This is a genomic window from Colwellia psychrerythraea 34H, assembly GCF_000012325.1.
Taxonomy (GTDB): Bacteria; Pseudomonadota; Gammaproteobacteria; order Enterobacterales; family Alteromonadaceae; genus Colwellia; species Colwellia psychrerythraea_A.
Genome location: NC_003910.7, coordinates 5236337 through 5261282 on the forward strand (window position 1 = coordinate 5236337; position 24946 = coordinate 5261282).

Below are 24946 nucleotides of genomic sequence, written 5' to 3' on the forward strand. Positions count from 1 at the left end.
TAACACTGCTGATAGTTAGTGTAATGAGTTAACAACTCATCAATCACCATTTTATTTTGAAGTGATTATTCGACAGTAACTGATTTTGCTAAATTACGCGGTTGATCCACATCCGTACCTTTGATTATCGCTACATAATATGAAAGTAGCTGTAATGGTAGGGTGTAAACGATTGGTGCGATAATATCATCACACACAGGCACATTAATCACTTTCATGGTGTCATCACTAGCAAAGTTAGCATCGCTATCAGCAAAGACATACATTAAGCCGCCACGAGCTCGTACTTCTTCAACGTTCGATTTAAGTTTTTCGATTAAATCATTTTTTGGTGCTACCACAATTACCGGCATTTCTGCATCAATAAGCGCTAATGGACCATGCTTCAATTCACCTGCAGCATATGCCTCAGCATGAATATAAGAAATTTCTTTCAGCTTGAGTGCGCCTTCCATTGCGATTGGGTACTGGTCACCACGACCTAAAAATAATGCATGGTGCTTATCTGCAAAATCTTCAGCCAAGTCTTCAATTGAAGATGCAAGTGCTAATACTTCATCAAGTTTTGCCGGCAAGGACATTAATGACTGAGTAATTTCGGCTTGCTTCTCATCAGACATACCGTGATGCTGGCCAATAGCTACGGTCATCATTAATAAACCAACAAGCTGAGTGGTAAAGGCTTTGGTTGATGCTACGCCAATTTCAGCGCCCGCTTTCGTCATAAAGGCAAGATCGGATTCACGTACTAATGATGAACCAGGAACATTACAAATAACTAAGCTAGATTGATAACCAATTTCTTTCGCTAAACGCAAAGCAGCTAAAGTATCAGCTGTTTCGCCAGATTGCGAAATGGTTACCAATAAAGAGTTTTTAGGCACAAAAGATTTGCGGTATCTAAATTCACTGGCAATTTCAATATTACAAGAAACACCGGCAAGCTCTTCTAACCAATACCTTGCAACCATGCCTGAGTGGTAACTCGTACCACAAGCAATAATTTGTACATGCTCTACGTTTTTAAATATCTCATCGGCGCCTTCGCCAAAGGTATTAATATCTAACATACCATTTACTAAACGACCTTCTAATGAATTACGGATAGCGGTAGGTTGTTCATAAGTTTCTTTTAACATGTAGTGACGGTATTCACCTTTATCACCACTGTCGTGCGACACGTTTGCATCTTTCGCTTCACGTTCAACAGGCTCGCCATTTGTATCAAAAATACTGACGTTAAATCGGCTAATTTGAGCAACATCACCTTCTTCAAGGTAAGAGAATTTACGTGTTACCGGTAATAAAGCCATAATATCTGAAGCAATGAAATTTTCGCCTAAACCGTAACCGATAACTAATGGGCTACCAGAGCGAGCAACAATGATGTTGTCTTGATCGCGACTATCCATTACTACAGTGCCGTATGCACCTTCAAGCTGCTTAACTGTTTTCTGTACTGCTGATAATAAAGTATCACTGGTTTTTAATTCATGATGAACCAAGTGAGTTATAACTTCAGTATCAGTTTGCGATAAAAATTCATAACCTAAACCCTGTAGCTGACTACGTAAAGTTTGATGGTTTTCGATAATACCATTATGTACTACCGCAATTGTATTATTAGAGACATGTGGGTGAGCGTTCACTTCACTTGGAACGCCATGAGTAGCCCAACGTGTGTGTGCTATCCCAGTACCACCTGTTACAGGTTGTTGCTCTAATGCTTGGGCAAGTTCTTGTACTTTACCTAAACGTTTTGTGGTTAGTAATTCGTTATTGCTATTGATCACTGCAACACCAGCAGAATCATAACCGCGATACTCTAATCGCTTTAAACCTTCTACTAAAATATCTGCTACATCGCGTTGAGCTACTGCACCGACTATACCGCACATAATATTGATTCCTTTTTCATTTTTTACGTATTTGATTGTTTGAGCTTGGTTAACATCATTAACTTAAATAAGTCAGAGCGTTAACCTTTGGCGATAATTAATTTTACGCCTTGCTCAGTTAAGGCTATTCGCATTTCTTCTGAGAGACCATCATCTGTGATCACTGTATGAATTTGCTGCCAATTGAGTTCTAAATTAGGGATTTTCTTCGTTATTTTTGCCGATTCAACCATCACTATAACTTCACGAGCCACTTCAGCCATTACTCGGCTCAGGCCGATTAATTCATTAAAAGTCGTCGTTCCGCGCTTAATATCGATACCATCAGCACCGATAAAGAGCTGGTCAAAGTCGTACGATCGTAAAACTTGTTCTGCAACTTGTCCCTGAAAAGCTTCAGAGGTAGCATCCCAAGTTCCACCGGTCATCAATAATGTTGGTTCATTTTCTAAGGCATGAATTTCGTTAGCAATGCTAAGCGCATTAGTCATGACCACTAAACCTTTCTTATTCGCTAATTCGCTTACTAAAGCAGACGTAGTTTGACCGCTATCGATAATAATACGATTGTGATCACGAATGAGCATGGCCGCTTTTTTGGCTATATGTAACTTTTGTTGAGACAGTTGGTCTACCTTTGCTTCAGTGATTTCACTTGGCAAAGCAACCGCGCCACCATAGCGCCTTAGTAATAAACCACTGGTTTCAAGAGCGGCGAGATCTTTTCTGATAGTAACTTCTGACGTATCAAATTGCTTGGCTAAACTGTCAACACTCACTTCACCCTGAGCATTTAAATCAGCAATTATATTATGACGACGTTGTTGAGTATTTCGTTTCGACATAGGATTTTATAGTTTACTTATATGATTAATGTATCTCGAATAGTTTCGAATTGCGTAACTTAGTTTCGCTATGGACCGTATTATGTTTCATACCGAAAGATAATGCAATTTTTAGTTCGCTTTTCATGATTAATCACGCATAAAATTTAGACATTAAAAAAGCGCTATAAAAATAGCGCCTTAAATAAACTGTTCAGATAATTAACTCTTTTTAACAGGTCTCTGCCAACCAGCAATATTACGTTGCTTGGCTCGAGTTAGTGCTAAATCATTATCTTCTACTTCTTTGCTAATCACTGAACCGGCACCAACAGTTGCTGAATTGCCAATAATTACCGGTGCTACCAATGAGCTATTAGAACCAATGAAAGCATTGTCACCAATTTCGGTGGTTGATTTATTTACACCATCATAGTTACAGGTAATAGTGCCCGCACCAATATTTACCTTAGTGCCAATTTCTGCATTACCCAAATAACTTAAGTGCCCTGCTTTGCTGCCAACACCCAGAGTAGTTTTTTTCATTTCAACGAAGTTGCCCACATGTGAGTCTTGTTTCATTACTGAACCTGGACGAAGGCGAGCAAATGGGCCTACCGAACAATCAGCTTCAATAATCGTATCTTCGATAATACTGTTTGGCTTAATTTCAACGTTAGCACCAATGGTACTGTTTTTAATAATACAGTTCGCGCCTATCTGCACGTTATCAGCAAGGCTTACTTCACCTTCAAAAATACAATTAATATCGATACTCACTTCAGTGCCTGTGGTTAAATTACCACGAACATCAATGCGAGCAGGGTCGCGTAAACTTGCGCCAGCTATCATCAGTTCTTCAGCGATTCTCGCTTGGTAAGCACGTTCTAATGTTGCTAATTGCACACGGTTATTAGCGCCTTCTACTTCTATTTCTGTCTCAGGATGAGCTGTAGCAACAACCTTACCTTCACCATGAGCAGCAGCAATAATATCTGTTAGGTAGTATTCACCTTGAGCATTATCACTAGATAAGTTACTTAACCAACGTTTTAGATCGCCGCCATTGGCCAATAAAATACCGGTATTGGCTTCGTTAATTTTTAGCTGTTCTTCGTTAGCATCTTTTTGCTCAATAATACCAACAACTTGCTGTTTTCCTGAAATTTCTTGACGAACAATTCGGCCATAACCCATTGGGTTAGCTAGATGAACCGTTAATAGCGCCATACCATCTGTAGGCTTAGCGGCTAATAAACTTTCTAAAGTAGAGACTTTAGTTAACGGGACATCACCATAAAGGACTAACACGTCTTCATCATCCGTTAAAAATGGTGAAGCTTGATCAACGGCGTGGCCTGTACCAAGTTGTTCAACTTGCTCAACAAACGTTAAGTCATCACCGGTATTATCTTTAGTGAGTGTTGCTTTTAATACGTCACCGCCAAAGCCATACACTACATAGATATTGCTAGCACCAAGTTGACGTGCACTATCAATAACATGACCTACCATAGGCTTTTCAGCTACACTATGAAGTACTTTTGGCAAAGAGGAGCGCATACGGGTACCTTTACCCGCGGCAAGAATAACAACAGAAAGTGACATAATAAATCCATTCATTGAGCATTTTTAAGAGCGCGTATTGTAACCAAGTTTGTACTGTTTAGGCTAGGGGTTGTTGACCTTTCACGATTAAAATAGTTGCTCTTTATTTTGATCAATCTTCGGCCAGCACTATGGCAGTTTCAATAGGGTCTGCATTGTACTGGCTGATTAAACTGGCTAATTCAGGCTTACAAGAACCACATTTAGTACCACATTGTAGTTTTTCACCTAAGGCTTCAACACTACCACAGCCTTGTGCTATCGCTTCGTTAATGGTTTTTTCTCCAACGCTATAACAGCTACACACTTGTTTTCCTTGGTTAAACTCATCACTAGAAATGCCAAGTAGTAGCGATTGAATAGTGGCAAACTCTAAGGTTTTTGAACCAAAAACATGTTCAAGCCATGATTGCTCTATTTCAGGCCACGTTGCTGAGAAGTAACCTAAAAAGGCTAGCTTGCCGGCTTGTAAACAAACCACATAACTTTGGTTGTCTTGAATAAACGTTAACCATTCACCTGATAAACCACTGATTTGTTGACACAACAGCAAAGCATCAATGGTTGGTTCATCTAAAGCAACTTGATATGAATCACCATAAGCGGTGGTACTTTTAACCCAGAAGTCAGCACTTAACGTAATCTTACTGGTGGTATGTACACTTATATATTGCTTATACGTTTTTTTACCTAAGGCGACAGCACCTTGCTTACTCTCCGCTTGACCAGAAAGAGGATCAACAATACTTTGATATAAATCGCTAACATTACCGTGTGAGGCATAGTTCTGATTCCAGTGAATTGGCATAAAACATTCACCTAACCGCTGCTTTGCATCGACTTTTACATGCGCGATCGCTTGTCCTGTACTGGCGGTGATCGACAGCATATCGTCATTTTGTACCGCTAATGCTTTAGCATCAGTTGGGTGTAAATAAAGGTAGGGCTTGTCTGTATGTTTTGACAACTTATTTGTTTTACCAGTTCGTGTCATGGTGTGCCATTGATCACGCAATCGACCGCTGTTTAATACAAACGGGAATTCAGCAGACGTTTTTTGAAGTGGTAATTGTGGTTTAACAGGAATAAATTTCGCCTTACCAGACGGTGTATTAAACTTTCCGTCTGCGTAAACGCGCGCACAACCTTCAGGATTAGCATCATTTACTGGCCATTGTATTGGTGCAAGTTCGTTATATTCTTTGGCTGTTAATTGACTTAAACCACTTAAATCAAGCAGACGTTCACCGTCGTTTTCAAATTGAGTAAGTTGAGCATGTTCTTTGAACACATCACTAACATCGTCAAAATCAAAACCACTAAAACCCATTTTGGTGGCAACGTCTTGGATAATTTGCCAATCGTGCTTAGCTTGTCCTGCGGGTAAGACGGCATTACGTTGGCGAGAGATACGGCGCTCTGAGTTAGTCACTGTTCCGTTTTTTTCTAACCATGGTGTTGCCGGTAATTTTACATCGGCAAAAGCTAAGGTATCGTTTTGCTCAACACAATCAGACACCACGACTAACTCACACTTTTTCAGCGCGGCAGTAATCTTAGCGCGATTAGGTAGGCTTACCACTGGGTTGGTCGCCATTATCCAGACCGCTTTAATCTCACCTGAAGCAAGTTTATCAAACAGATCAATCGCTTTAGCTCCTTGCTTGTTGGCTATGGTGGGTGATTGCCAAAAACGTTGCACTTTGTCTTGATGCTGTGGGTTGTCGATATCCATATGCGCGGCAAGTTGATTGGCTAATCCACCAACTTCTCTGCCGCCCATAGCATTAGGTTGTCCTGTAATAGAGAAAGGACCACTGCCAGCTTTACCGATTTTACCACTGGCTAAATGACAGTTAATAATAGTTTGGCATTTATCTACCCCGGATGAGGATTGATTGATGCCCATAGAATAAAAGGTAATTGCTTTTTCACTGCTGCAGAATAATTGATAAACGGTAGTAAGTTCTTCTATGCTAACTTGGCAAAACTCTGCAACCTTCGTTACTGTCCAACTTGTGGCTTGGGTAAGTGCTTGCTCAAATCCTTCGGTGTGCTGAGCGATATAATCTGTATCTAATCCTTGGTTTTCACTTAAAAAGTGTAATAAACCATTAAAAAAAGCAGCATCAGTACCAGGCTTCAATTGAATAAAGTTATCGGCTAATTCACAAGTTGCTGTTTTTCTCGGATCAATCACTACAACTTTCATTGCAGGGTTAATTTTTTTAGCGCGTTCAATACGTTGATATAAAACTGGATGAGTCCATGCCGCATTAGAACCCGTAAGTAATAATAGATCAGTTTCTTCTAAATCTTGATAAGTACACGGAACAACATCTTCACCAAAAGCACGCTTGTATGCTGATACGGCTGACGACATGCAAAGACGAGAGTTAGTATCAATATTACCTGAGCCGATATAACCCTTCATCAGCTTGTTAGCAATGTAGTAATCTTCAGTTAATAACTGACCTGACACATAGAAGGCAACAGAGTCTTTACCATATTTTTTTATGATGTCGTTAAATTGTTCAGCAACGTAATCAGTCGCTTTATCCCAACTTACTTGCTCACCTGCGATTTCAGGGGATAACAAGCGACCCGTTAAATCGATAGTATTAAGTAAGTTACTACCTTTAACACATAGTCTGCCATAGTTTGAAGGATGGGCAGCGGAGCCTACTAATGACGTTGCTTTGCCATCTGCTACGCCAATATCAACACCACAACCCACGCCACAATAGGCACAAGTACTTTGGATAAGTGACGGTTCACCGGTTTTAATTACAGGTGAGGTAAGCGGTGATGTCGGTAATAAATCGCTCAAACTGAACTCCAAAAAAATTAACCTTGGCTATCGGAAAATTTCCAACAATGTTAGGTTGAAAATTAGCCATATACGCTAGTAAAAAAGTTGTACTTGCTCGTTTTCAATCCGTATATCGTAAACGGCAATAGTCTGATCTTCTTGTAAACAACGACCTGTTTTTAACGAGTAATGTTGTTTATATAATGGCGAAGAAACCACTGGCTCATCATCAATACAGCCAACAAGACCGCGATATAAGACATTGGCTTGACCAATAGGGTCGTAGTTACCTACGGCATATATTTTTTCTTCGCTGTTAGGTATATGAAAGATGGCAATTTGCTCATCTTCACCCGCCGAGTTAGCTATTAAAGCACTGATACCAGAATCTTTTACTAGTTCAGTTGCCTTACAAATAGTGCGCCATGCTTTGTTCGTGGTTGTAGTCATTTTGTTGTACTCCTCTTAAGCTTCTTCAGCTACGGCTTCTTTTTCAGTTGCGTCGATAAATTTAACATCAATTTTTTCTTGTCCACGTGCAGGACGAATTTGTTCGCGTTCAGTCACAAATTGGATGTTACTATCACTTTTATCTGAGTTAACAAATGGTTGGAAACGTTTTAATGCTTCTGGATCTTCAATAGTTGTTTTCCATTCACATTGATAGGTACCAACAATGGCTTTCATTTGTGTTTCTAACGCATCATTTAGGCCTAAGCTGTCATTGATGATAACGTCTTGTAAGTAAGCTAAACCGCCCTCTAAGTTGTCGATCCAAGTTGATGTACGTTGTAATCTGTCGCCCGTTTGTACGTAGAACATCAAGATACGGTCAACATATTTAACTAAGGTTTCATCATCTAAATCCGTGGCGAATAAATCACCGTGGCGAGGTTTCATACCACCGTTACCAGCAACGTATAAGTTCCAACCATTATCTGTTGCGATTATGCCGATATCTTTACCTTGTGCTTCAGCACACTCACGAGTACAACCCGACACGCCGAACTTAATCTTATGCGGAGCACGTAAACCTTTGTATCTGTGCTCTAAGTCGATAGCCATGCTCATGCTGTCTTGAACGCCGTAACGACACCAAGTAGAACCAACACATGATTTAACCGTACGTAATGATTTACCGTAGGCATGACCTGTTTCAAAACCAGCATCGACTAATTCTTTCCAAATTGGCGGTAATTGCTCAACACGTGCGCCGAATAAATCAACCCGTGCGCCACCGGTAATTTTGGTATAAAGATTATATTTTTTAGCTACTTCACCTAATACGATAAGTTTGTCAGGGGTAATTTCACCGCCAGCAATTCGAGGAACAACTGAGTAGGTACCATCTTTTTGCATGTTACCAAGGTAGGTATCGTTAGTATCTTGTAGAGATAAATGAGGTTTTTTAAGAATGTAGTCATTCCATACAGAAGCAAGCACAGAGCCAGCTACCGGTTTACAAATTTCACAACCTAGACCACGACCATGTTTTTCAAGTAGCTCGTCGAAGGTTTTGATTTTTCCAACACTAACAATGTCGTATATTTCTTGACGTGAATAAGCAAAATGCTCACAAATGTCTTTCTTAACTTCAACACCGCGTTTTTCAAATTCGTTATCAGCAACGCTTTTAACCAAGGCAGCACAGCCACCACAACCAGAGCCGGCTTTAGTACAGCTTTTAACATCGCCAACGGTCATCGCGCCTGCATCAATAGAAGCAATAATGTCGCCTTTAGTGACGTTATGACATGAACAAATGGTTGCCGTATCAGGTAAGGCATCAACACCTAATGTCGGCTTATCAGCAGCCATTGGTAAGATAAGACCTTCTGGAGACTCAGGTAATTCAATGGCATTAAGCATATATTGCAATAAGGTATCGTATTCACTGGTATCACCAATAAGCACAGCACCTAGTAAGGATTTTTTATCCGAAGAGACTACTATTTTCTTATAAACACCTTCAGGTTGATTTTCGTAAGTGTAGGTTAATGCACCTTCAGTTTTACCGTGAGCATCACCAATTGAGCCAACTTCTACGCCCATGAGTTTTAACTTAGTACTCATATCCGCACCCGTAAACTCAGCAATTTCTCCGTTTTCACCATTTCCTTCATTAGTAAAGCCAGCAATGTGTTTGGCGACAACTTTAGCCATAGCATAACCCGGTGCAACTAAACCAAAGATAAAGTTATTCCATAAAGCACATTCACCAATGGCGTAAATATTTTCGTCTGAGGTTTGACACTGATTGTTAACAACAATACCGCCACGCTCACCTAAAGTAAGGTCAAATTCACGTGCAAGGTTGTCATACGGGCGAATACCTGCAGAAAATAAAATTAGATCGGTTTCTAATTCAGTCTCGTCACTAAAACATAATTTATAGCGGCTAGTATTGCCTTTTTCGATTACGCTTGTCGCTTTAGAGGTGTGAACTTGTACACCTAAGTCTTCAATTTTTTGTCTTAATAAACGACCGCCACCACCATCAATTTGAACACCCATTAATTGTGGGGCAAATTCAACAACGTGTGTTTGTAGACCTAATTGCTTGATAGCGTTTGCCGCTTCAAGACCTAATAAACCACCACCAATAACCACGCCGACTTTGCTTTCTTTAGCGCTAGCGGCGATGTCTTCTAAATCATCAATAGTACGATAAACTAAACAATGATCTTGGTCCTTACCAGGAATGGGAGGAACAAATGGGTACGAGCCGGTAGCTAAAATTAATTTATCATAATGATAAGTTTCGCCACTTTCAGTCGTCACATATTGAACGATTTTATCAATCAGGATCACTTTAGCATTGGTTTTAAAGGTCACCCCTAAGGCTTCATAATGTTCCGGTGTAGTCATTGCTAAATCGTCAGCAGTTTTACCACCAAAATATTCCGATAAGTGAACTCTATCGTAAGCTAAGCGAGACTCCGCTGAGAGCACTGTTATTTGATAGTTTGGATTTTTAGCCATTTCCTCAACAAAGTGATGGCCAACCATGCCGTTACCTACCACAACAATATTAGTTTTAGTTAATAGCTGTTTATCTGTATTCATAAGGACGATCCTACTCAAAATGCGGGAATAAAATAAAACCGTTTAGCAAAGACACACTATTAACATGGTTTTATTCAAGATGCGTTTAGTAGAGCAAGCTAGATGCCAACATATTTTTTTCAATAAAAACAATTATTTAATGCCAGTTGCATCCTAGGAAATCACCCCTTTGCACTAGGGTGAATATTATTTAGCACTCGGACGGTGCAGCGTTCTCACAAAAGGTAAACAAGCTGAACGTGGGTCAAGAAATGACTATTGAGTGATTCAATAGTCATTTCTCTTGATGATGAATGGGTTAATATTATCGAGGCGATATTTTGTAGATAGTATTTAAGTAAGCCTAATAGAGTGACTTTTAACTAATCGAAAAAGTGATATAGCCCAGGCACTCTGAAACATGCGTCTTGATTAAGTCATTGTCGTTGATTCAGTCCAGACGCCGTTAGCATATTTCCCTTTTTTGGACTCGCTGAAGTTTTTAATAAACTCGCTGGCTGGTATAGGTCTTCCCGTATAATAACCTTGCACATAATCACACTTTTCGGCTTGTAGATAATGCAGTTGCTCTTCGGTTTCAACACCTTCAGCAAGTACATGCAATCCTAACGAGTGACTCATTTGAATAATAGCGGTGGTAATAGATTTACTATCATCGTCATTCTCAAGGTCTGAAATAAAACTACGATCTATTTTCACCTTTTGGATCGGAAAACGCTTCAAATAACTTAGTGAGGAATAACCGGTACCAAAATCATCCATCGCCAACTGAAAGCCTGCATCGTGCAAGGCTTGCATTGTCTCGATAGCTTGATCGACATTATCCATCACCGCACCCTCTGTGATTTCAAGTTCGATAAGCTCTGCGCTAACATCATGTTGCGCAAGAATCATTAACATATGCTGTAAAAGATCTTTACGCCTAAATTGCACAGGAGAAATATTAATCGCCACCTTAAAGACTGTAATCCCCGCATTCAAAAAGTTTTTTATTTCGCGGCATGCCTGCGCTAAGACCCAATCACCCAATTCATTGATCAATCCACTCTTCTCGGCAACTGCAATAAATTGATCCGGAGGAATCATGCCCTTCTCAGGATGATGCCATCTGATGAGCGCTTCCGCTCCAACCAAGATATTTTGGTCGATAGTAAAGAGCGGTTGGTAATAGAGTTCAAAATGCTCTTTAGTCAAAGACTCAGCTAAGTCAGTCAAAACTTCCTTATTTCTTTGCAATCTTGCATTCATTTCACTGGTAAAAAAGCGGACTGTATTTCTGCCATCATCCTTCGCCTGATACATAGCAATATCGGCATTGCGTAGTAATTCCTCACTATTAGCTGCATCGTCAGGATAAATAGTGATTCCAATACTACTACCCATATTAATATTGTTTCCGTTAATTTCTATTGGTGTTTTCAATAACGAGTTGAGCCGCTGAGCGAAGGTTACCGCATCTTCAATTGTATTAACTTTAGTGATAATAAAAGCAAACTCATCACCCCCTAGGCGCGCTACCGTATCAGTCTTTCGCCCGGTGCAAGAGAGTCTTAACGAAACCTGCTTTAATAATTCATCACCAGCGTCATGACCCATGGTGTCATTGATGATCTTGAAATTGTCTAGATCCATAAAAAATACGGCAAATTTATGTTGGTGACGGTCAGACAGTGCTATCGCCTGTTCCAGCCGATCCTGAAATAATAGTCTATTAGGCAAACCCGTCAGCGGATCATGTAGCGCCAGATGTTTTAATTGATATTCTGCCTGCTTACGTTCATTGATCTGTAATTTTAGATCTCGGTTGTTACTATCTAGCGCCATTTTAGACTGATTAAAGTGGTAAGCCAGCAGACCAAATTCATCCTGTCTGCGGTCATCGAGCAATTCTGGGTAAACCTGCCCACCTTCAGTAACTGGCCGTTGCAGCTGATTAACCATTTGATAAATAGGCATAATTAAACTGCGTCGACAATAAATAAAACCCAAAAAAGCCGCAATAATCATGATTGCGATGAGCAACATTAAGATCAGGTTTGATACCTTACTTGCGCTATTTATCGCCACCATTTGCGGGGTGACCACAACAACCTTCCACAACGTTTTTGGTATAATAAATACCGATACATTCACTGCTTCACCAAGTAGAAAATCTTGCTTACTTATCACTGAAATAGTCTTAGTATTACGATGAGAACTCTGATCTGGCATAGTTGACATATTGGCAACAATTAATTGCGCGTCTAAGGGAGATATTTGCTTACTTTGTTCGGTAATATTTGCAGCCGGTACTCTTGTTTTGTCTGCTATAGACTGAATCAAAGATTGGTTTATCTCAGTTAAGATTTCGGCAATAGGTTGGAAGGACTCAAGCTTTTCAGCCAGTTGATTTACTGTAATATATTCTTGAGTTAAGTGATTACTATCTCGATTGGCTACTTTAGTTAACTCATCATCAGGAAAAGACAAAAACTTATTATTACGGTCTACAGCATAAGCGTATCCTCTGAGTTTGGCACTACCTTGGTGTAATATACTCTTGAGTTGTTGAAGACTGACATCAACTGTTGCATTGCCCGAAAATACTTCTTGTTTGAACATGGCGACGGTACAAGTCACCATCGGCGCTAATGTATACGGGTCCATATAAGATTTAGACCAAAGGCATTCACCTTGTTTGCTATAACGACCTGGCACATACCATTCTTCATCATGATAACCTGTGCCCTCGACATCATTATATTGATCGAAGTATTGCAATTCCCCAAAATTGTCTCGACCCCAAAAGAAGCTCCGTCGCACTACACCAAGGGTGAACTGTTGAGGCTCAGGCCACACGCCACCGCCAGCAATAATGTCTTGGTATTCTTTCATATTCAGCATTTGAGGAATAACTTTGTAGAATAGCTGTGGGTCTTGAGGCCAAGTTTCCCCTGCTGCGGCCAAATGTCGGGTTAAGGTTTCTGCGATACTAATGCGTTGGGATATCTCTGAGACTATGTGCGAACCAATCTCGTCGATCGACTCTTTGTTTTTATTGACTAGGTAATTTTTAACCACGAGGTCAACCACCATATAGGTCGCCGCAGTCATCACTAAAAACAACAGACTCATACCAAAAGAAAACTTAAACAAAATAGTATTTTTGGCTTTTACAATAGCTCTAATAGAAGACATCCTTTTCACCTTGGCACTAGAAACATTAATAATAAGAATTGAAGTTCCTCTTCAATTTAAAGCGAATAATTACTTTAATTTTCAGATACTCTGTGCCTAAACCTAGCTTAAATAATTTTATTTCTCAAGCGTATTGAGTATTATTTACCACTTGGCAACGCAAGCACTGTCCACCACTCGTTGTTAATTCAATGCAGGATGACAAACTTACAGTGAGAGTAAAAATAGATGATAAAACTTAAAAGCTTAATGAGTTAAACCATCAATTCATTGTTCATTAGAAAAATATCGTTGATAACCATAAGATAAAAAATAACGCGGTAGCTCCTTGCCAAAACAATACCGGATTACGCTGTAAGATAGGCTGACTTTTATATTCTTCCAATGCCGAAGCCGTCGGTTTGCTTAAATCAGCTTTAAATTCAGAATACGCCTGTAAACGAAACTTAGGATCGGCTTGTGTCGCTTTTGACAGCACCATATCAAGCCAGAAAGGTAAATCGCTGCGAAATTGTCTAATACTACGATACTGCCACTGTGAATAATTTTCTACGCGACTTTTTTCGTCATCAACAGTGTAGCTGTGCATATCAGCTCTTTGCATCGGCTTGTAAGGCAATTCTCCACAAAGCATTTCATAGGTGATAACGCCTAAGGAAAATAAATCGCTTTGGTGGTCAGCATGTAAAGTTAATAAGGTTTCTGGTGCGATATAATTCAATGTGCCTTGTGGCACAGTTTCGGTAACAACATCATTATTTTCAGCCAGTGATGCAATAAGCGCAGTGCCATAGTCAATGAGAAAAACCTTGCCGTAAGAATCAATCATTATGTTGTCAGGCTTTAAATCCCGATGAATAACTTCTAAGCGCTGAAATGAACGTAAGGCGATAATAATTTGCCCGACAATATCACGTACTTGTGCAAGATTAGGTTTTGGATTATCAAACATCCATTGCCCTAATGTTTGGCCATCAATATATTCGCAAATATGATAAAGAAAGCGACTATTCTCGCTGCCACGTTTTATTTTCATCACATGACTATTGCTTAACCTTTCCCCTAGCCAAGCTTCACGTATGAAACCTTGTAAATAACTACTATCATCAGCGAGGTTTTTTGAAGGAACCTTAAGAACACAAGGCTCAGACTCATTAGGGTGTTTCGCTAAATATAAATGTGACCGAATGCTGGCATGAATAACTTTGCAAATTTCATAGTCATCAATACTATTACCAACCGCTAACGCTGGTGGTATCGCTTTATTTAACAGTTCTCGTTCAATTTCGACTAACGCCCTATTAGGCGTACCGCCGATATAAACTAATAAACAGCTGACATTATCTTTACTACCCTTCTTTATCGCTAATTCCGTCAGTAATTTCGCCATCTGCTCTAACGCTTGCGTGCTAGGCGACTGTGGCAATTGATTTAACTGTTTTTTTATTTGTTGAGCTGATAAATATTCATGAACGCCATCGCAAGTAAGTACAAAAATATCACCCGCTTGAATAGCAACTTGCTGCACATCAACTTGCAATCGATGATCAGCGCCCAAAGCTCGGGTTAACACACTATGAGATGGTCCCTGCTTTTGTTGATGGTCCTTAGTTAGTACTTCTAGCTCGTGTTGCCGATACTGGCTGATACGCGTATCACCGACATGAAAAATATAGGCGGTAGACGATTTGACTATCAATGCTGAAAAGGTTGTTAACCATTGTAATGTGTAACCAGAAACCGCATCGGTTTGTGCATATAACCATTGATTTAAGCTAGATAACACCTTACTAGCAGACTTTTGTGTTGACCACGTTTGCGGCGTTGCGTAATAGTCATTAATAAATTGTGTCACTGATAATTGCGCTGCCTCCGCTGCTTTACTGGCACTTGATACACCATCAGCAATGACAGCAACAACACCTTTAGCCGTTAATTCTGCATCTTTGGGCACTAGTGAAGCAAAAGCATCTTCATTGGTTGCTTTTATACCCGCATTACTATGACCGCCCAAAAACACCTGTAATTTTGCCTGTGTTAGCGGTATTGCTGGCGTTAAAGGAGGCGCCTGAGCAGCTTGTTTTGTATAAGCGTTTTGATCAGTTTTCATTTATACCCTCTTTGAGCTTATACCAAACGGATTACCATCAGCCTAATCACGATATTTTATCATTATGAAAAAAGTCATGACTAAACTGCTGATAAATGGGACGCCATTATTTAACTTGAATTAACTCTACTGTACCGTCTTCTCGAATCTCGGTAATTGACCCTTTTGGCTCTTGCATAAAGAGTAAAGTAACAAAACCTAATACCGCCGTTGCTGCAATGACTAAGAAAAAGGTTTGGTAGCTAACCATAGATAATACCGTTAAATAAACCACAGCTCCGACATTACCATATGCTCCAGTCATGCCTGCTATTTGCCCCGTTAATCGACGCTTAATTAATGGGACTGCAGCAAATACCGCCCCCTCTCCTGCTTGTACAAAGAACGAACAAGCCATAGCAGTAATCACTGCCAACACCAGTGGCCAAGAACTATCAATTAATGCCATAGCAAGATAGCCAAGCGCTAAACCTGCAGTTAATATCAATAAGGTTTTCTTACGGCCATATTTATCGCTTAACCAACCACCACCGGGTCTAGACATCAGATTCATAAAAGCATAAAGCGATGCGAGCATGCCTGCATAAACCATATCTAAACTAAAGGTTTCTGCAAAAAATAATGGCAACATAGAAACTACTGCTAATTCAGAACCAAACGTTGCGAAATATAAGACATTCAGTACAGCCACTTGCTTGAACTGATACTGATGAATCTCAGGAACTTCTTCTTTAAATAAATGACCATTAACTTGGTAAGTTTTCCAAACTTCAGCAATAAATAATATAACTAAAGAAACATATGCAATTATAGTCATATTGCTGGATAACAAACTCACACCTTGAGGTGATAATTTCCAAGTAAGTAAAGCTAACGCACCGTACATGGGTAATTTCATCAACAAGAGTAAGTAAAAATCGCCTACACTGGTCACTTCCATTGCGCCCGTTTGCGTCGGTTTAAAGTAGGTAGCACCTTTAGGCGTATCACTAACATTTGCATACCAAATGAAGCTAAAAAGTAAACTCATTAAACCAGTTAAAGCAACAGCATAACGCCAAGCGTCTTCAACGCCGAAGGTTTTACCTATATAGAGGGCTATTAAGGGTAACGACATTGCTGCGGCAGCAGAACCGAAATTTCCCCAGCCACCATAAAGTCCTTCCGCAGTACCGAGTTCATTAGCGGGAAACCATTCACTAACCAGTCGAATGCCAATAACAAAACCGGCCCCAATAAAGCCCAGTAAAAAACGAGCTAAGGCTGCTTGTTCAAAATTTTGCGATAAAGCAAACATAAAACAAGGCAAACTACATACGGCTAGCAGAACAGCAAAGGTTAGTCGAGGACCATATTTATCCGTTAACATTCCAATGATAATGCGTGCAGGTATGGTTAATGCTACGTTTAAAATAAGCAGCGTTTTTATTTCACTACTGCTCAGCCCTAAACTATCCGCGATCACCGCCAATAACGGTGCATGGTTAAACCACACCATAAAGGTGATGAAAAAGGCCATCCAACTTAAATGTAGGATTTTCATTTTCCCAGTAAATGACCATAATTTAATGCCAATTTCACTACTCATTGTTTACTCCTTAAAGTTTATATAACTTTATAGAGCAAGCAAAATGCCAGTAATCAATAATTATTTATAATCATATATATCATAACGTTAGTACTAGGCACACTAGGGAAAGAAGGTGTTATATGCACTTTTATGGGGGGGCGCACCTAGACAGTGCAGAGTTTTCAATACAGTAAGAAAGTGAGTAGTTAGGTAATACGAGTCGATTTATCAACTTAAATTGAGCTTATCACTGCCAGTTTTACTCCTGACAGTGATCATTATAAGCAACGAAGTGAAGCCGGTTATTTCACTGTTTGGGTGTAAAACTCACCAATGTACTGACCACCTTTAATTTTAGCAATTAAACGTAGTTTATAACTATCTCCTTTATTAGCCAATAAACCACCTAAAGGTGTATTACTACGCCAATAATAAGGGCTCTTTTTCATGCCTAAAGGATACGGTGTCATCTTGTCACTTTTATCGACTAAAAACAGGGTCGCACTATCTAGTGGAAAAGTAGAATTAACTTCAGTAACTCCAGCCTCATCAGAGACATTTATTTTAAAGTCGCCTGAGATAAGTACACAATTTTTATTAGCAATATCACAATGCCCTTCTGGCACTAGTTGAATTATTTTATTTGCTGCAGCTTCATTCTCTTCATAATAATCGGCAGCAATAAAGCCCACAACGGCAAGAATAGGCGCGACCATGAAGGCAAGTTTTGTGTGTTTATTCATAAGATTATCTTTAAGTTATATTGGGTTATTTATTTTTGATTTCATTAAAACAAATTGCCCTAGAAAAAGAAAGGCTAGGCGACTTTTAAAATGGGTCGTCTAGCCTTTTTAGTTTACCTGTTGGCTAAAATATATCTTTAGCCTAAAGTGTTTCTAGTAGTGGAGAACTAGTGATCGTGTGCTGCAGCACAGTCACCTGGAGCACGCATGTTTTCTACCATAGCGACAATATTAGCTGGACATGGTCCAGTAAACTGAAGAACGATGAAAGCGACACCAAAGTTAACTATTGCACCAACGGCACCAAAAGCGTTAGGAGAGATTCCAAAGAACCAATCTTTACCCATGTCACCTAGGAATGAAGTACCTGGAATAAACATAATGCCTTTGTGTTGGAACACATACATCATTGTTACACCGATACCTGCAACCATACCTGAAATTGCTGCTGTACCACTCATTTTCTTAGAGAATATACCCATCATTAATGCTGGGAAGATACTTGATGCTGCTAAACCAAAGGCTAGTGCAACCGTACCTGCAGCAAACCCTGGAGGATGTAATCCAAGATAACCAGAGACTAATATCGCTATAGTCATCACAACTCGACCGGCAAGTAACTCATTTTTCTCTGACAAGTCAGGTGTTAATACCCCTTTCATTAAATCATGTGAGATAGATGAGGATATTGCTAACAATAAGCCCGCCGCAGTAGATAACGCAGCCGCTAGACCACCAGCAGCAACTAAAGCAATTACCCAGTTAGGTAAATTCGCAATTGCAGGGTTAGCTAGTACCATAATGTCACGGTCAACTTTAACCATTTCATTTGGAACCACTACTATTTCTTTCCCAGTCATTGTATTTATTTTGGTGACAGTTTGATCTGTTGCATTAGATGTATACTGAATTTTGCCATCGCCATTTTTATCTTCAAACTTCAATAAACCAGTTTTTTCCCAGTCTTTGAACCATTGTGGGCGTTCATCATAAACAAGGTTCTGACCTGCTGTAGGTTCAATGGTATTCATCAAGTTAAGACGAGCCATAGCGCCAACTGCTGGAGCAACTGTGTAAAGTAAACCGATGAAAACAAGTGCATAACCTGCAGATTGACGTGCTGCTTGTACTGAAGGAACAGTGAAGAAGCGCATAATTACATGAGGAAGACCCGCAGTACCAATCATAAGAGAGATAGTGTAAGCGAACATATTCAATGTTCCGCCTAAGTTACTTGTTGTGTACTCTTTAAAGCCTAAATCAGTAACAACCATATCTAACTTATCAAGTAAGTAAACACCACTACCATCAGCTAAAGTACTACCTAAGCCTAGTTGTGGAATTGGGTTACCGGTAAGTTGTAATGAAATAAAGATTGCTGGAATGGTATAAGCAAAAATCATTACTACATACTGAGCGATTTGCGTGTAAGTAATACCTTTCATACCACCTAGTACAGCGTATACCCAAACAACGAACATGCCGATGCCTAAGCCTAAACCGTAATCAACTTCTAAGAAACGAGAGAAAGCAACACCCACTCCTTTCATTTGACCGATGATGTAAGTTAATGAAGCGATTATTAAACAAGCAACCGCAACAATACGTGCAGTTTTTGAGTAATATCTATCAAAAATGAATTCAGGTACTGTGAACTTACCGTGTTTACGCATGTATGGTGCTAAAAGCATTGCCAATAATACATAACCACCTGTCCAACCCATTAAGAAAACTGAGCCACCGTAACCTAAAAAGGCAATTAAACCTGCCATTGAGATAAATGACGCTGCACTCATCCAATCGGCACCAATTGCCATACCATTTTGCATTGGGGTAATACCACCGCCCGCTACGTAAAAATCACTGGTTGAACCCGCACGAGCCCACCAAGCAATAGCAAAGTATAAAGCAAACGTGCTAAATACTGCGATGTAAGTATAGAGTTTTAACTCATCCATTATTCACTCCCCTCTGCATATTTAATATCAAGCTTATTCATTTTGTGGCCATACCAAAAGATTAAGCCAAGGAATGCATAGATTGCACCTTGTTGTGCAAACCAAAAACCAAGTTTGTACCCACCTATACTAATTGCATTTAGCGGCTCTACAAGTAGCAAGCCAAAACCAAATGAAACTACAAACCAGATTGCAAGGCAGATCAATATGATTCGAATATTCTCCGACCAATATGTTTCTTTATTTTCCACAATAGTCTCCTAGCGACATAGCGTATTTAGCGATTTCTTTTTTTATTTCGCTTCATTACGCCTTTCTTATAAAAAGAATTAGTAATAATTTATGAACATGTAGTAAAAGTGTGGATATAGATTTCTGTCAAAATATCTCCTAGGAGCTAACAGTGGCAAAAATCCATATTCAACTTTTAACTGTTAAATACACTAACAAGCTTTGTTTTGACGGGGTATTAGCCTTTAGTCTAGATCACAAAAAAATCCTAAAAACAGTGGGTTAACTGAGTAAATAGTCTATTTTTTAATTTAGCTCTATTTAATCCTTTTTAAGCTAGTTTTTCTTCAGAAACCAAGTTTATACACCCTTTATTGCAATAACGTCTCGAACTTTAGTCTAGGTTTAACCAATAACACTTGTCTAAAAGCATACAAGACTCTAAATTAACGATATCACTCGAATCTTGGTCATCAATACCTAAAGGATGAGGCAATAGCATGGATACTGAACTTTCAGAAATTAGCACATTTATTCACAGCATTCCGCCCTTTGATAGTTTACCTAAACAAGTGCTTGCTCAGCTTGTTCGTGAATTAACCATCAATTACGTTAGAAAAGGTGATGATTTCCCCCCCAAAGGCATTAATGAACCAAGGTTATACATATTACGAAAAGGGGCTATTAGCTGCCTTTCTGCAGATGGAGAATTAGTTAGCCGTTTAGGTGAAGGAGACTTGTGTGACGCTTTTTATCACAGTGATGCCGACGTACTCAGCAATAATCAAACCACAGTAGAAAGCCAGCTTAACGTGCATACTGATGAAGATTGCTTAATCTACAGTGTCGAAGCAAGTATATTGCATGAAATAGGTGAGCATTTTCCCTGTGTTAGTGATTATTTTAGCCAAAATTCAGCTCAGCGCTTAAAAACTAAAATGAGTCAGGTCAATGAAGAGGCCATTTTATCTTCTACCTTGATGAATACTTCAGTCAGTAACTTTTATCAAAGTCCTGTCGCCTCAATTAGTGCTGAACAAACAATTCAGCAAGCAGCAGTGCAAATGACAGAACAAGGCTATTCTTGCTTAGTTGTGCTTGAGAATGATAATCCTGTCGGCATTGTTACTGATAAAGATATCCGCCGACGCTGCGTAGCTGAGGGGTTATCAACCAGTGAAGTCATTAGCGCAATTATGACACGCGATATGTGTACTATTGACGCAAAATGCAACGCATATGATGCTTTAATGATGATGACAGCTAAACATATCCACCACCTTCCGGTCACAAAATATGACAACCTTGTCGGTATGGTTACCGTCACAGATCTAATTAATAACGAAGGCCATAATGCCATAAATTTATCTGGCATTATTAACAAAGCGAATACGGTAGCCGAGTTAAAAGAAATCAGCCACTTGTTACCTAAACTGCAAATAAGATTAGCCAAATTAGGTAGCAGTGCCGACCATGTTGGTAAAAGTGTTAGCGCAATCACCATGGCTTTCACCAAACGTTTGATTGAAATGGCTGAATACAAATATGGTCAAGCCCCAGTGCCTTATGCATGGCTTGCTGCAGGCTCTCAAGCACGACAAGAACAACTGGCTCATTCAGATCAAGATAATGCCATTATCATCTGTGATTCAATGAATCGTTATGATGATGCTTGGTTTGAGAGCCTCGCTACTTTTGTCTGTGATGGCTTAGCCGAGTGTGGTTTTATCTACTGTCCTGGCGATATTATGGCAACCAACCCCAAATGGCGACAGCCCCAAAAAGTCTGGCATAAGTACTTTTCTGACTGGGTAGAAACCCCTAGTCCGAAGGCCTTATTAAATAGTAGCGTTTTCTTTGATTTAGAAACCATTTATGGGGACGCCTCTTTACTTAACAAAGTAAGAAAGCAGCTCTTGATAAAAACGCAAAAGAGTACCTTGTTTATTGCCCACTTATCAAAAAATGCCTTAAATTTACGTCCACCTCTTGGTTTTTTCCGTGATTTTGTTTTAAAACAAAATGGTAAACATAGAGCAACACTGGATTTAAAACATAATGGTATCGCGCCTGTGGTCGATTTAGCACGAATTTATGCTCTTGCAGAAGGCATCAGCGCGGTAAATACCATAGAGCGAATTCAACAAGCGGCTGGCACCCCTTCAATAACGAAAGCGTCCGCAGAAAACTTGATTGATGCTTACGAGTTTTTAGGTATGCTCAGAGTTGAACACCAAGCTAAAGAGTTAGCGCGAGGCGAAAGCGCTGATAACTTTTTATCACCAAAAGAAATTTCTAAGCTAGAGCGTGAACACCTTAAAGATGCATTCAAGGTAATTAAAAGCCTGCAAGACGCTAGACAATCGAGTTACTAATGACCCCTACAACCTTAGTAAATTCAAATATGTTCGGCTGGTTACTTGGGTATGAAGCCAAGCGTAAGCAGTTGTTGAAAAAGGCGCCTGAAGGCGCATTACGAGATTATTTATCCGTACCTTTACCTGATATAAATACCCGCATTGATAAGGTAGAAATCTTAGCGGTCGATTTCGAAACAACCGGCCTTAATGCCAAACAAGACAAGCTACTGAGTGTTGGTTTTCTCACACTGAAAAAACAGCAAATGTCACTCAAAACAAGCTATCACCAAATCATCAAAACTAAAGCACAACTTGAAGAAAGTAATGTCATTATTCATCACATTACCGACAGCCAAAAAGAACAGGGACAAGCATTAGCGATAGTGGTTGAAGCATTATTAAAAGCTTTAGCGGGTAAAGTAATGCTGGTACATTTTGCCCGTATTGAAAGACAGTTTTTGGCTGAAGCTTGTTATGAGTTATATGGCATGGCACCGATTTTTCCCATGATAGATACCCTTGCACTGGCTAAACGTCGTTTAGATAAACGTGATGTGGCCTATGATCCATCAGAATTACGTCTGACTAACTTACGCAATAATTTTCAGCTACCCGAACACCATGCCCATAATGCATTAAATGACGCGATTGCTACCGCTGAATTATTTATGGCACAAATGAGCAAAGCCAATAAAGACGGTAAAACAACACTTAAAGATGTTTTATTGTAATAACATCAATACAACTTCTGCATTTTTTTTGTTAAATGATATGTCCTTTTGAGCTGTACCTCTTCCGCTTTACCGTGCTTAGGTTACAATCATGAAATGTTATACCAATTCCAATAAGTTTCTTCCCACTCAGCGAGAGTTAACAGCCTTAGAGGCAAGGCATTGATTGAAGAGAATGGTAATTCCCTTGTCAAAATCAATAACGCCGCATATAAGTCTTTTAAACTCGCCCTTTGGGAACTTTCCAGCGATTCGATAACCGCACAGAATTTCTTTCATATAGAGTGACTATATACAAAAAAATTCTATTTGTTCTCAAACCGCTGGCAAGCTCTGAGTGAGAACTAACTAAATGGATTTGGTATTAGTAGAATCTCTACAAAAAAGGATGCTCATGAATAACTTATTAAACGCACAAAACGGCGGCACACCATTAATCATCATTGAAAAATCAGCCTACCAAGCTTGGCTTGAAAACCAAACCGAACAAAGTCAAACGTGGTTATCAAATACGCAATTTAGCGGTAAAGGCTTAGCCCTTATCCCTAATAACCAAGGCGAACTCAGTCAGGTGTTATTTGTGGTTACTGATGCCAGCGACTTCTTTGCTTGTGGCGACTTAATTAAGCAGTTACCACAAGGGCAATATTTATTACAAGCTGAGCCAGAACATATTGAACCTATTAGCTTCGGTTGGTTAGTGGGTGCTTACCAATTTGATAGATACATCAGTAATAAATCAACTAAGCAGTTAGCAAGTTTAGCGATTAACAATGTTGATATTGTAGAGAACGCAATAAAGTTTGCTCAAGCGACTACATTAACTCGTGACTTAGTGAATACACCCGCTGCCGATATGATGCCGGTAGACATTGCTCAAGCTGCGTTGGAACTCGCAGAAAAATTTAACGGTAACGTTAAACAAATTATTGGTGATGAACTGTTAGTACAGAATTATCCGACCATTCATGCTGTCGGCCGTGCCAGTATTCATACACCCCGCTTAGTCGATTTAACATGGGGTGATAGTAAAAACCCACAAGTCACTTTAGTTGGTAAAGGTGTTTGTTTTGATAGCGGTGGTTTAGATATGAAACCTGCTGCGGGCATGCGAAACATGAAAAAGGACATGGGCGGTGCTGCCCATGTGTTAGGTCTAGCACAATTAATTATGGCGCATAACTTACCGATTAATTTACGTGTATTAATTCCAGCAGTAGAAAATGCAGTATCAAGCAACGCACTTCGTCCAGGCGATGTAGTTACTACTCGTAAAGGCCTTACTGTAGAGATTCATAATACCGATGCTGAAGGCCGTTTAGTGTTATGTGATGCACTAGCTGAGGCTGAAAATGATGAACCTGAATTAATTATAGATTTCGCTACCCTTACAGGTGCGATGCGCGTGGCTTTAGGTACTGAATTACCTGGTTTTTTCTCTACCAATGATGAAGTTGCCGCAGGCATTACCTTAGCGGGTAGCAAAATTAGTGATCCCGTATGGCGTATGCCACTTTATAGCCCATATGATAATATGTTCGACAGCACCATTGCTGATATGACTAACTGCCCAACACAGCCTTTTGGTGGTGCTATTACTGCAGCATTATATTTACAACGTTTTGTCGAAAAGACAGATTGGGTACATTTTGATGTCATGGCCTTTAATGTTCGCCATTTGTCAGGGCGTCCGTTAGGTGGTGAAGCATTCGGTATTCGCGCCGTGTTCGATTACTTAGCAGCTAGATTTAACTAATACGATTTTAGTCATTAACATTCTTAAGCTAACAATAAAAAGCCTGCACTTTATATCCCCAAGATAATAATGCAGGCTTTTTCTATTGAGTGTTTTAGTTGC

15 protein-coding genes are annotated in these 24946 nt (G+C 39.7%); 3 read left to right on the forward strand and 12 right to left on the reverse strand.

Going from position 1 to position 24946, the window contains the following annotated elements; genetic code table 11:
• Nucleotides 1-65 precede the first annotated feature (65 nt).
• From glmS to CPS_RS22295, 12 genes are all read right to left on the reverse strand, one after another.
• Complete coding sequence (gene glmS / locus CPS_RS22240; protein ID WP_011045661.1) at nucleotides 66-1898, reverse strand: glutamine--fructose-6-phosphate transaminase (isomerizing); 1833 nt, start codon at nucleotides 1896-1898, stop codon at nucleotides 66-68.
• Between the two features lie 80 nt (nucleotides 1899-1978).
• Nucleotides 1979-2743: a DeoR/GlpR family DNA-binding transcription regulator gene (locus CPS_RS22245; RefSeq protein WP_011045662.1), complete on the reverse strand. Its 765-nt coding sequence runs from the start codon at nucleotides 2741-2743 to the stop codon at nucleotides 1979-1981.
• Between the two features lie 201 nt (nucleotides 2744-2944).
• Nucleotides 2945-4330: a bifunctional UDP-N-acetylglucosamine diphosphorylase/glucosamine-1-phosphate N-acetyltransferase GlmU gene (gene glmU / locus CPS_RS22250; protein ID WP_011045663.1), complete on the reverse strand. Its 1386-nt coding sequence runs from the start codon at nucleotides 4328-4330 to the stop codon at nucleotides 2945-2947.
• 112 nt (nucleotides 4331-4442) lie between these two features.
• Nucleotides 4443-7160 (reverse strand): nitrate reductase, encoded by a 2718-nt coding sequence (locus CPS_RS22255; RefSeq protein WP_011045664.1) that lies wholly within the window; start codon nucleotides 7158-7160, stop codon nucleotides 4443-4445.
• Nucleotides 7161-7235: 75 nt separating this feature from the next.
• Nucleotides 7236-7592: a nitrite reductase small subunit NirD gene (gene nirD / locus CPS_RS22260; RefSeq protein WP_011045665.1), complete on the reverse strand. Its 357-nt coding sequence runs from the start codon at nucleotides 7590-7592 to the stop codon at nucleotides 7236-7238.
• 15 nt (nucleotides 7593-7607) lie between these two features.
• Nucleotides 7608-10208: a nitrite reductase large subunit NirB gene (gene nirB / locus CPS_RS22265; RefSeq protein ID WP_011045666.1), complete on the reverse strand. Its 2601-nt coding sequence runs from the start codon at nucleotides 10206-10208 to the stop codon at nucleotides 7608-7610.
• 411 nt (nucleotides 10209-10619) lie between these two features.
• Complete coding sequence (locus tag CPS_RS22270) at nucleotides 10620-13385, reverse strand: EAL domain-containing protein (RefSeq protein WP_011045667.1); 2766 nt, start codon at nucleotides 13383-13385, stop codon at nucleotides 10620-10622.
• 277 nt (nucleotides 13386-13662) lie between these two features.
• Nucleotides 13663-15495 carry a bifunctional protein-serine/threonine kinase/phosphatase gene (locus CPS_RS22275; protein WP_011045668.1) on the reverse strand — a complete coding sequence of 611 codons (1833 nt, stop codon included), beginning with the start codon at nucleotides 15493-15495 and terminating at the stop codon, nucleotides 13663-13665.
• 106 nt (nucleotides 15496-15601) lie between these two features.
• Nucleotides 15602-17083: a NarK family nitrate/nitrite MFS transporter gene (locus CPS_RS22280; RefSeq protein ID WP_011045669.1), complete on the reverse strand. Its 1482-nt coding sequence runs from the start codon at nucleotides 17081-17083 to the stop codon at nucleotides 15602-15604.
• Between the two features lie 284 nt (nucleotides 17084-17367).
• Nucleotides 17368-17808, reverse strand: coding sequence for a hypothetical protein (locus tag CPS_RS22285; RefSeq protein ID WP_011045670.1), 441 nt, complete (start codon nucleotides 17806-17808; stop codon nucleotides 17368-17370).
• Nucleotides 17809-17975: 167 nt separating this feature from the next.
• Entirely contained in the window at nucleotides 17976-19766 is a 1791-nt protein-coding gene (locus CPS_RS22290) for a sodium:solute symporter family protein (RefSeq protein ID WP_011045671.1), read from the reverse strand.
• Nucleotides 19766-20017, reverse strand: coding sequence for a DUF4212 domain-containing protein (locus CPS_RS22295; protein WP_011045672.1), 252 nt, complete (start codon nucleotides 20015-20017; stop codon nucleotides 19766-19768). Before CPS_RS22295 ends, CPS_RS22290 begins: the two co-directional genes overlap by 1 nt.
• 480 nt (nucleotides 20018-20497) lie before the next feature.
• Here CPS_RS22295 and CPS_RS22300 point away from each other — a divergent pair, with 480 nt between their 5' ends.
• The 3 genes from CPS_RS22300 to CPS_RS22310 all read left to right on the forward strand — a co-directional run bounded on the left by CPS_RS22300 (nucleotide 20498) and on the right by CPS_RS22310 (nucleotide 24844).
• The gene (locus CPS_RS22300; RefSeq protein ID WP_011045673.1) at nucleotides 20498-22372 is read left to right on the forward strand and encodes a putative nucleotidyltransferase substrate binding domain-containing protein; all 1875 of its coding nucleotides are present in this window, start codon (nucleotides 20498-20500) and stop codon (nucleotides 22370-22372) included.
• The gene (locus CPS_RS22305) at nucleotides 22372-23088 is read left to right on the forward strand and encodes an exonuclease domain-containing protein (RefSeq protein WP_187148282.1); all 717 of its coding nucleotides are present in this window, start codon (nucleotides 22372-22374) and stop codon (nucleotides 23086-23088) included. Before CPS_RS22300 ends, CPS_RS22305 begins: the two co-directional genes overlap by 1 nt.
• A 394-nt stretch (nucleotides 23089-23482) precedes the next feature.
• Entirely contained in the window at nucleotides 23483-24844 is a 1362-nt protein-coding gene (locus CPS_RS22310) for a leucyl aminopeptidase family protein (protein WP_011045675.1), read from the forward strand.
• The last annotated feature ends 102 nt before the right edge of the window (nucleotides 24845-24946 follow it).

Coding starts and splice junctions, on each gene's coding strand:
- glmS (WP_011045661.1), bottom strand. CDS start 1,898: ATGTGCGGTATAGTCGGTGCAGTAGCTCAACGCGATGTAGCAGATATT.
- CPS_RS22245 (WP_011045662.1), bottom strand. CDS start 2,743: ATGTCGAAACGAAATACTCAACAACGTCGTCATAATATAATTGCTGAT.
- glmU (WP_011045663.1), bottom strand. CDS start 4,330: ATGTCACTTTCTGTTGTTATTCTTGCCGCGGGTAAAGGTACCCGTATG.
- nirD (WP_011045665.1), bottom strand. CDS start 7,592: ATGACTACAACCACGAACAAAGCATGGCGCACTATTTGTAAGGCAACT.
- nirB (WP_011045666.1), bottom strand. CDS start 10,208: ATGAATACAGATAAACAGCTATTAACTAAAACTAATATTGTTGTGGTA.
- CPS_RS22270 (WP_011045667.1), bottom strand. CDS start 13,385: ATGTCTTCTATTAGAGCTATTGTAAAAGCCAAAAATACTATTTTGTTT.
- CPS_RS22275 (WP_011045668.1), bottom strand. CDS start 15,495: ATGAAAACTGATCAAAACGCTTATACAAAACAAGCTGCTCAGGCGCCT.
- CPS_RS22280 (WP_011045669.1), bottom strand. CDS start 17,083: ATGAGTAGTGAAATTGGCATTAAATTATGGTCATTTACTGGGAAAATG.
- CPS_RS22285 (WP_011045670.1), bottom strand. CDS start 17,808: ATGAATAAACACACAAAACTTGCCTTCATGGTCGCGCCTATTCTTGCC.
- CPS_RS22290 (WP_011045671.1), bottom strand. CDS start 19,766: ATGGATGAGTTAAAACTCTATACTTACATCGCAGTATTTAGCACGTTT.
- CPS_RS22300 (WP_011045673.1), top strand. CDS start 20,498: ATGGATACTGAACTTTCAGAAATTAGCACATTTATTCACAGCATTCCG.
- CPS_RS22305 (WP_187148282.1), top strand. CDS start 22,372: ATGACCCCTACAACCTTAGTAAATTCAAATATGTTCGGCTGGTTACTT.
- CPS_RS22310 (WP_011045675.1), top strand. CDS start 23,483: ATGAATAACTTATTAAACGCACAAAACGGCGGCACACCATTAATCATC.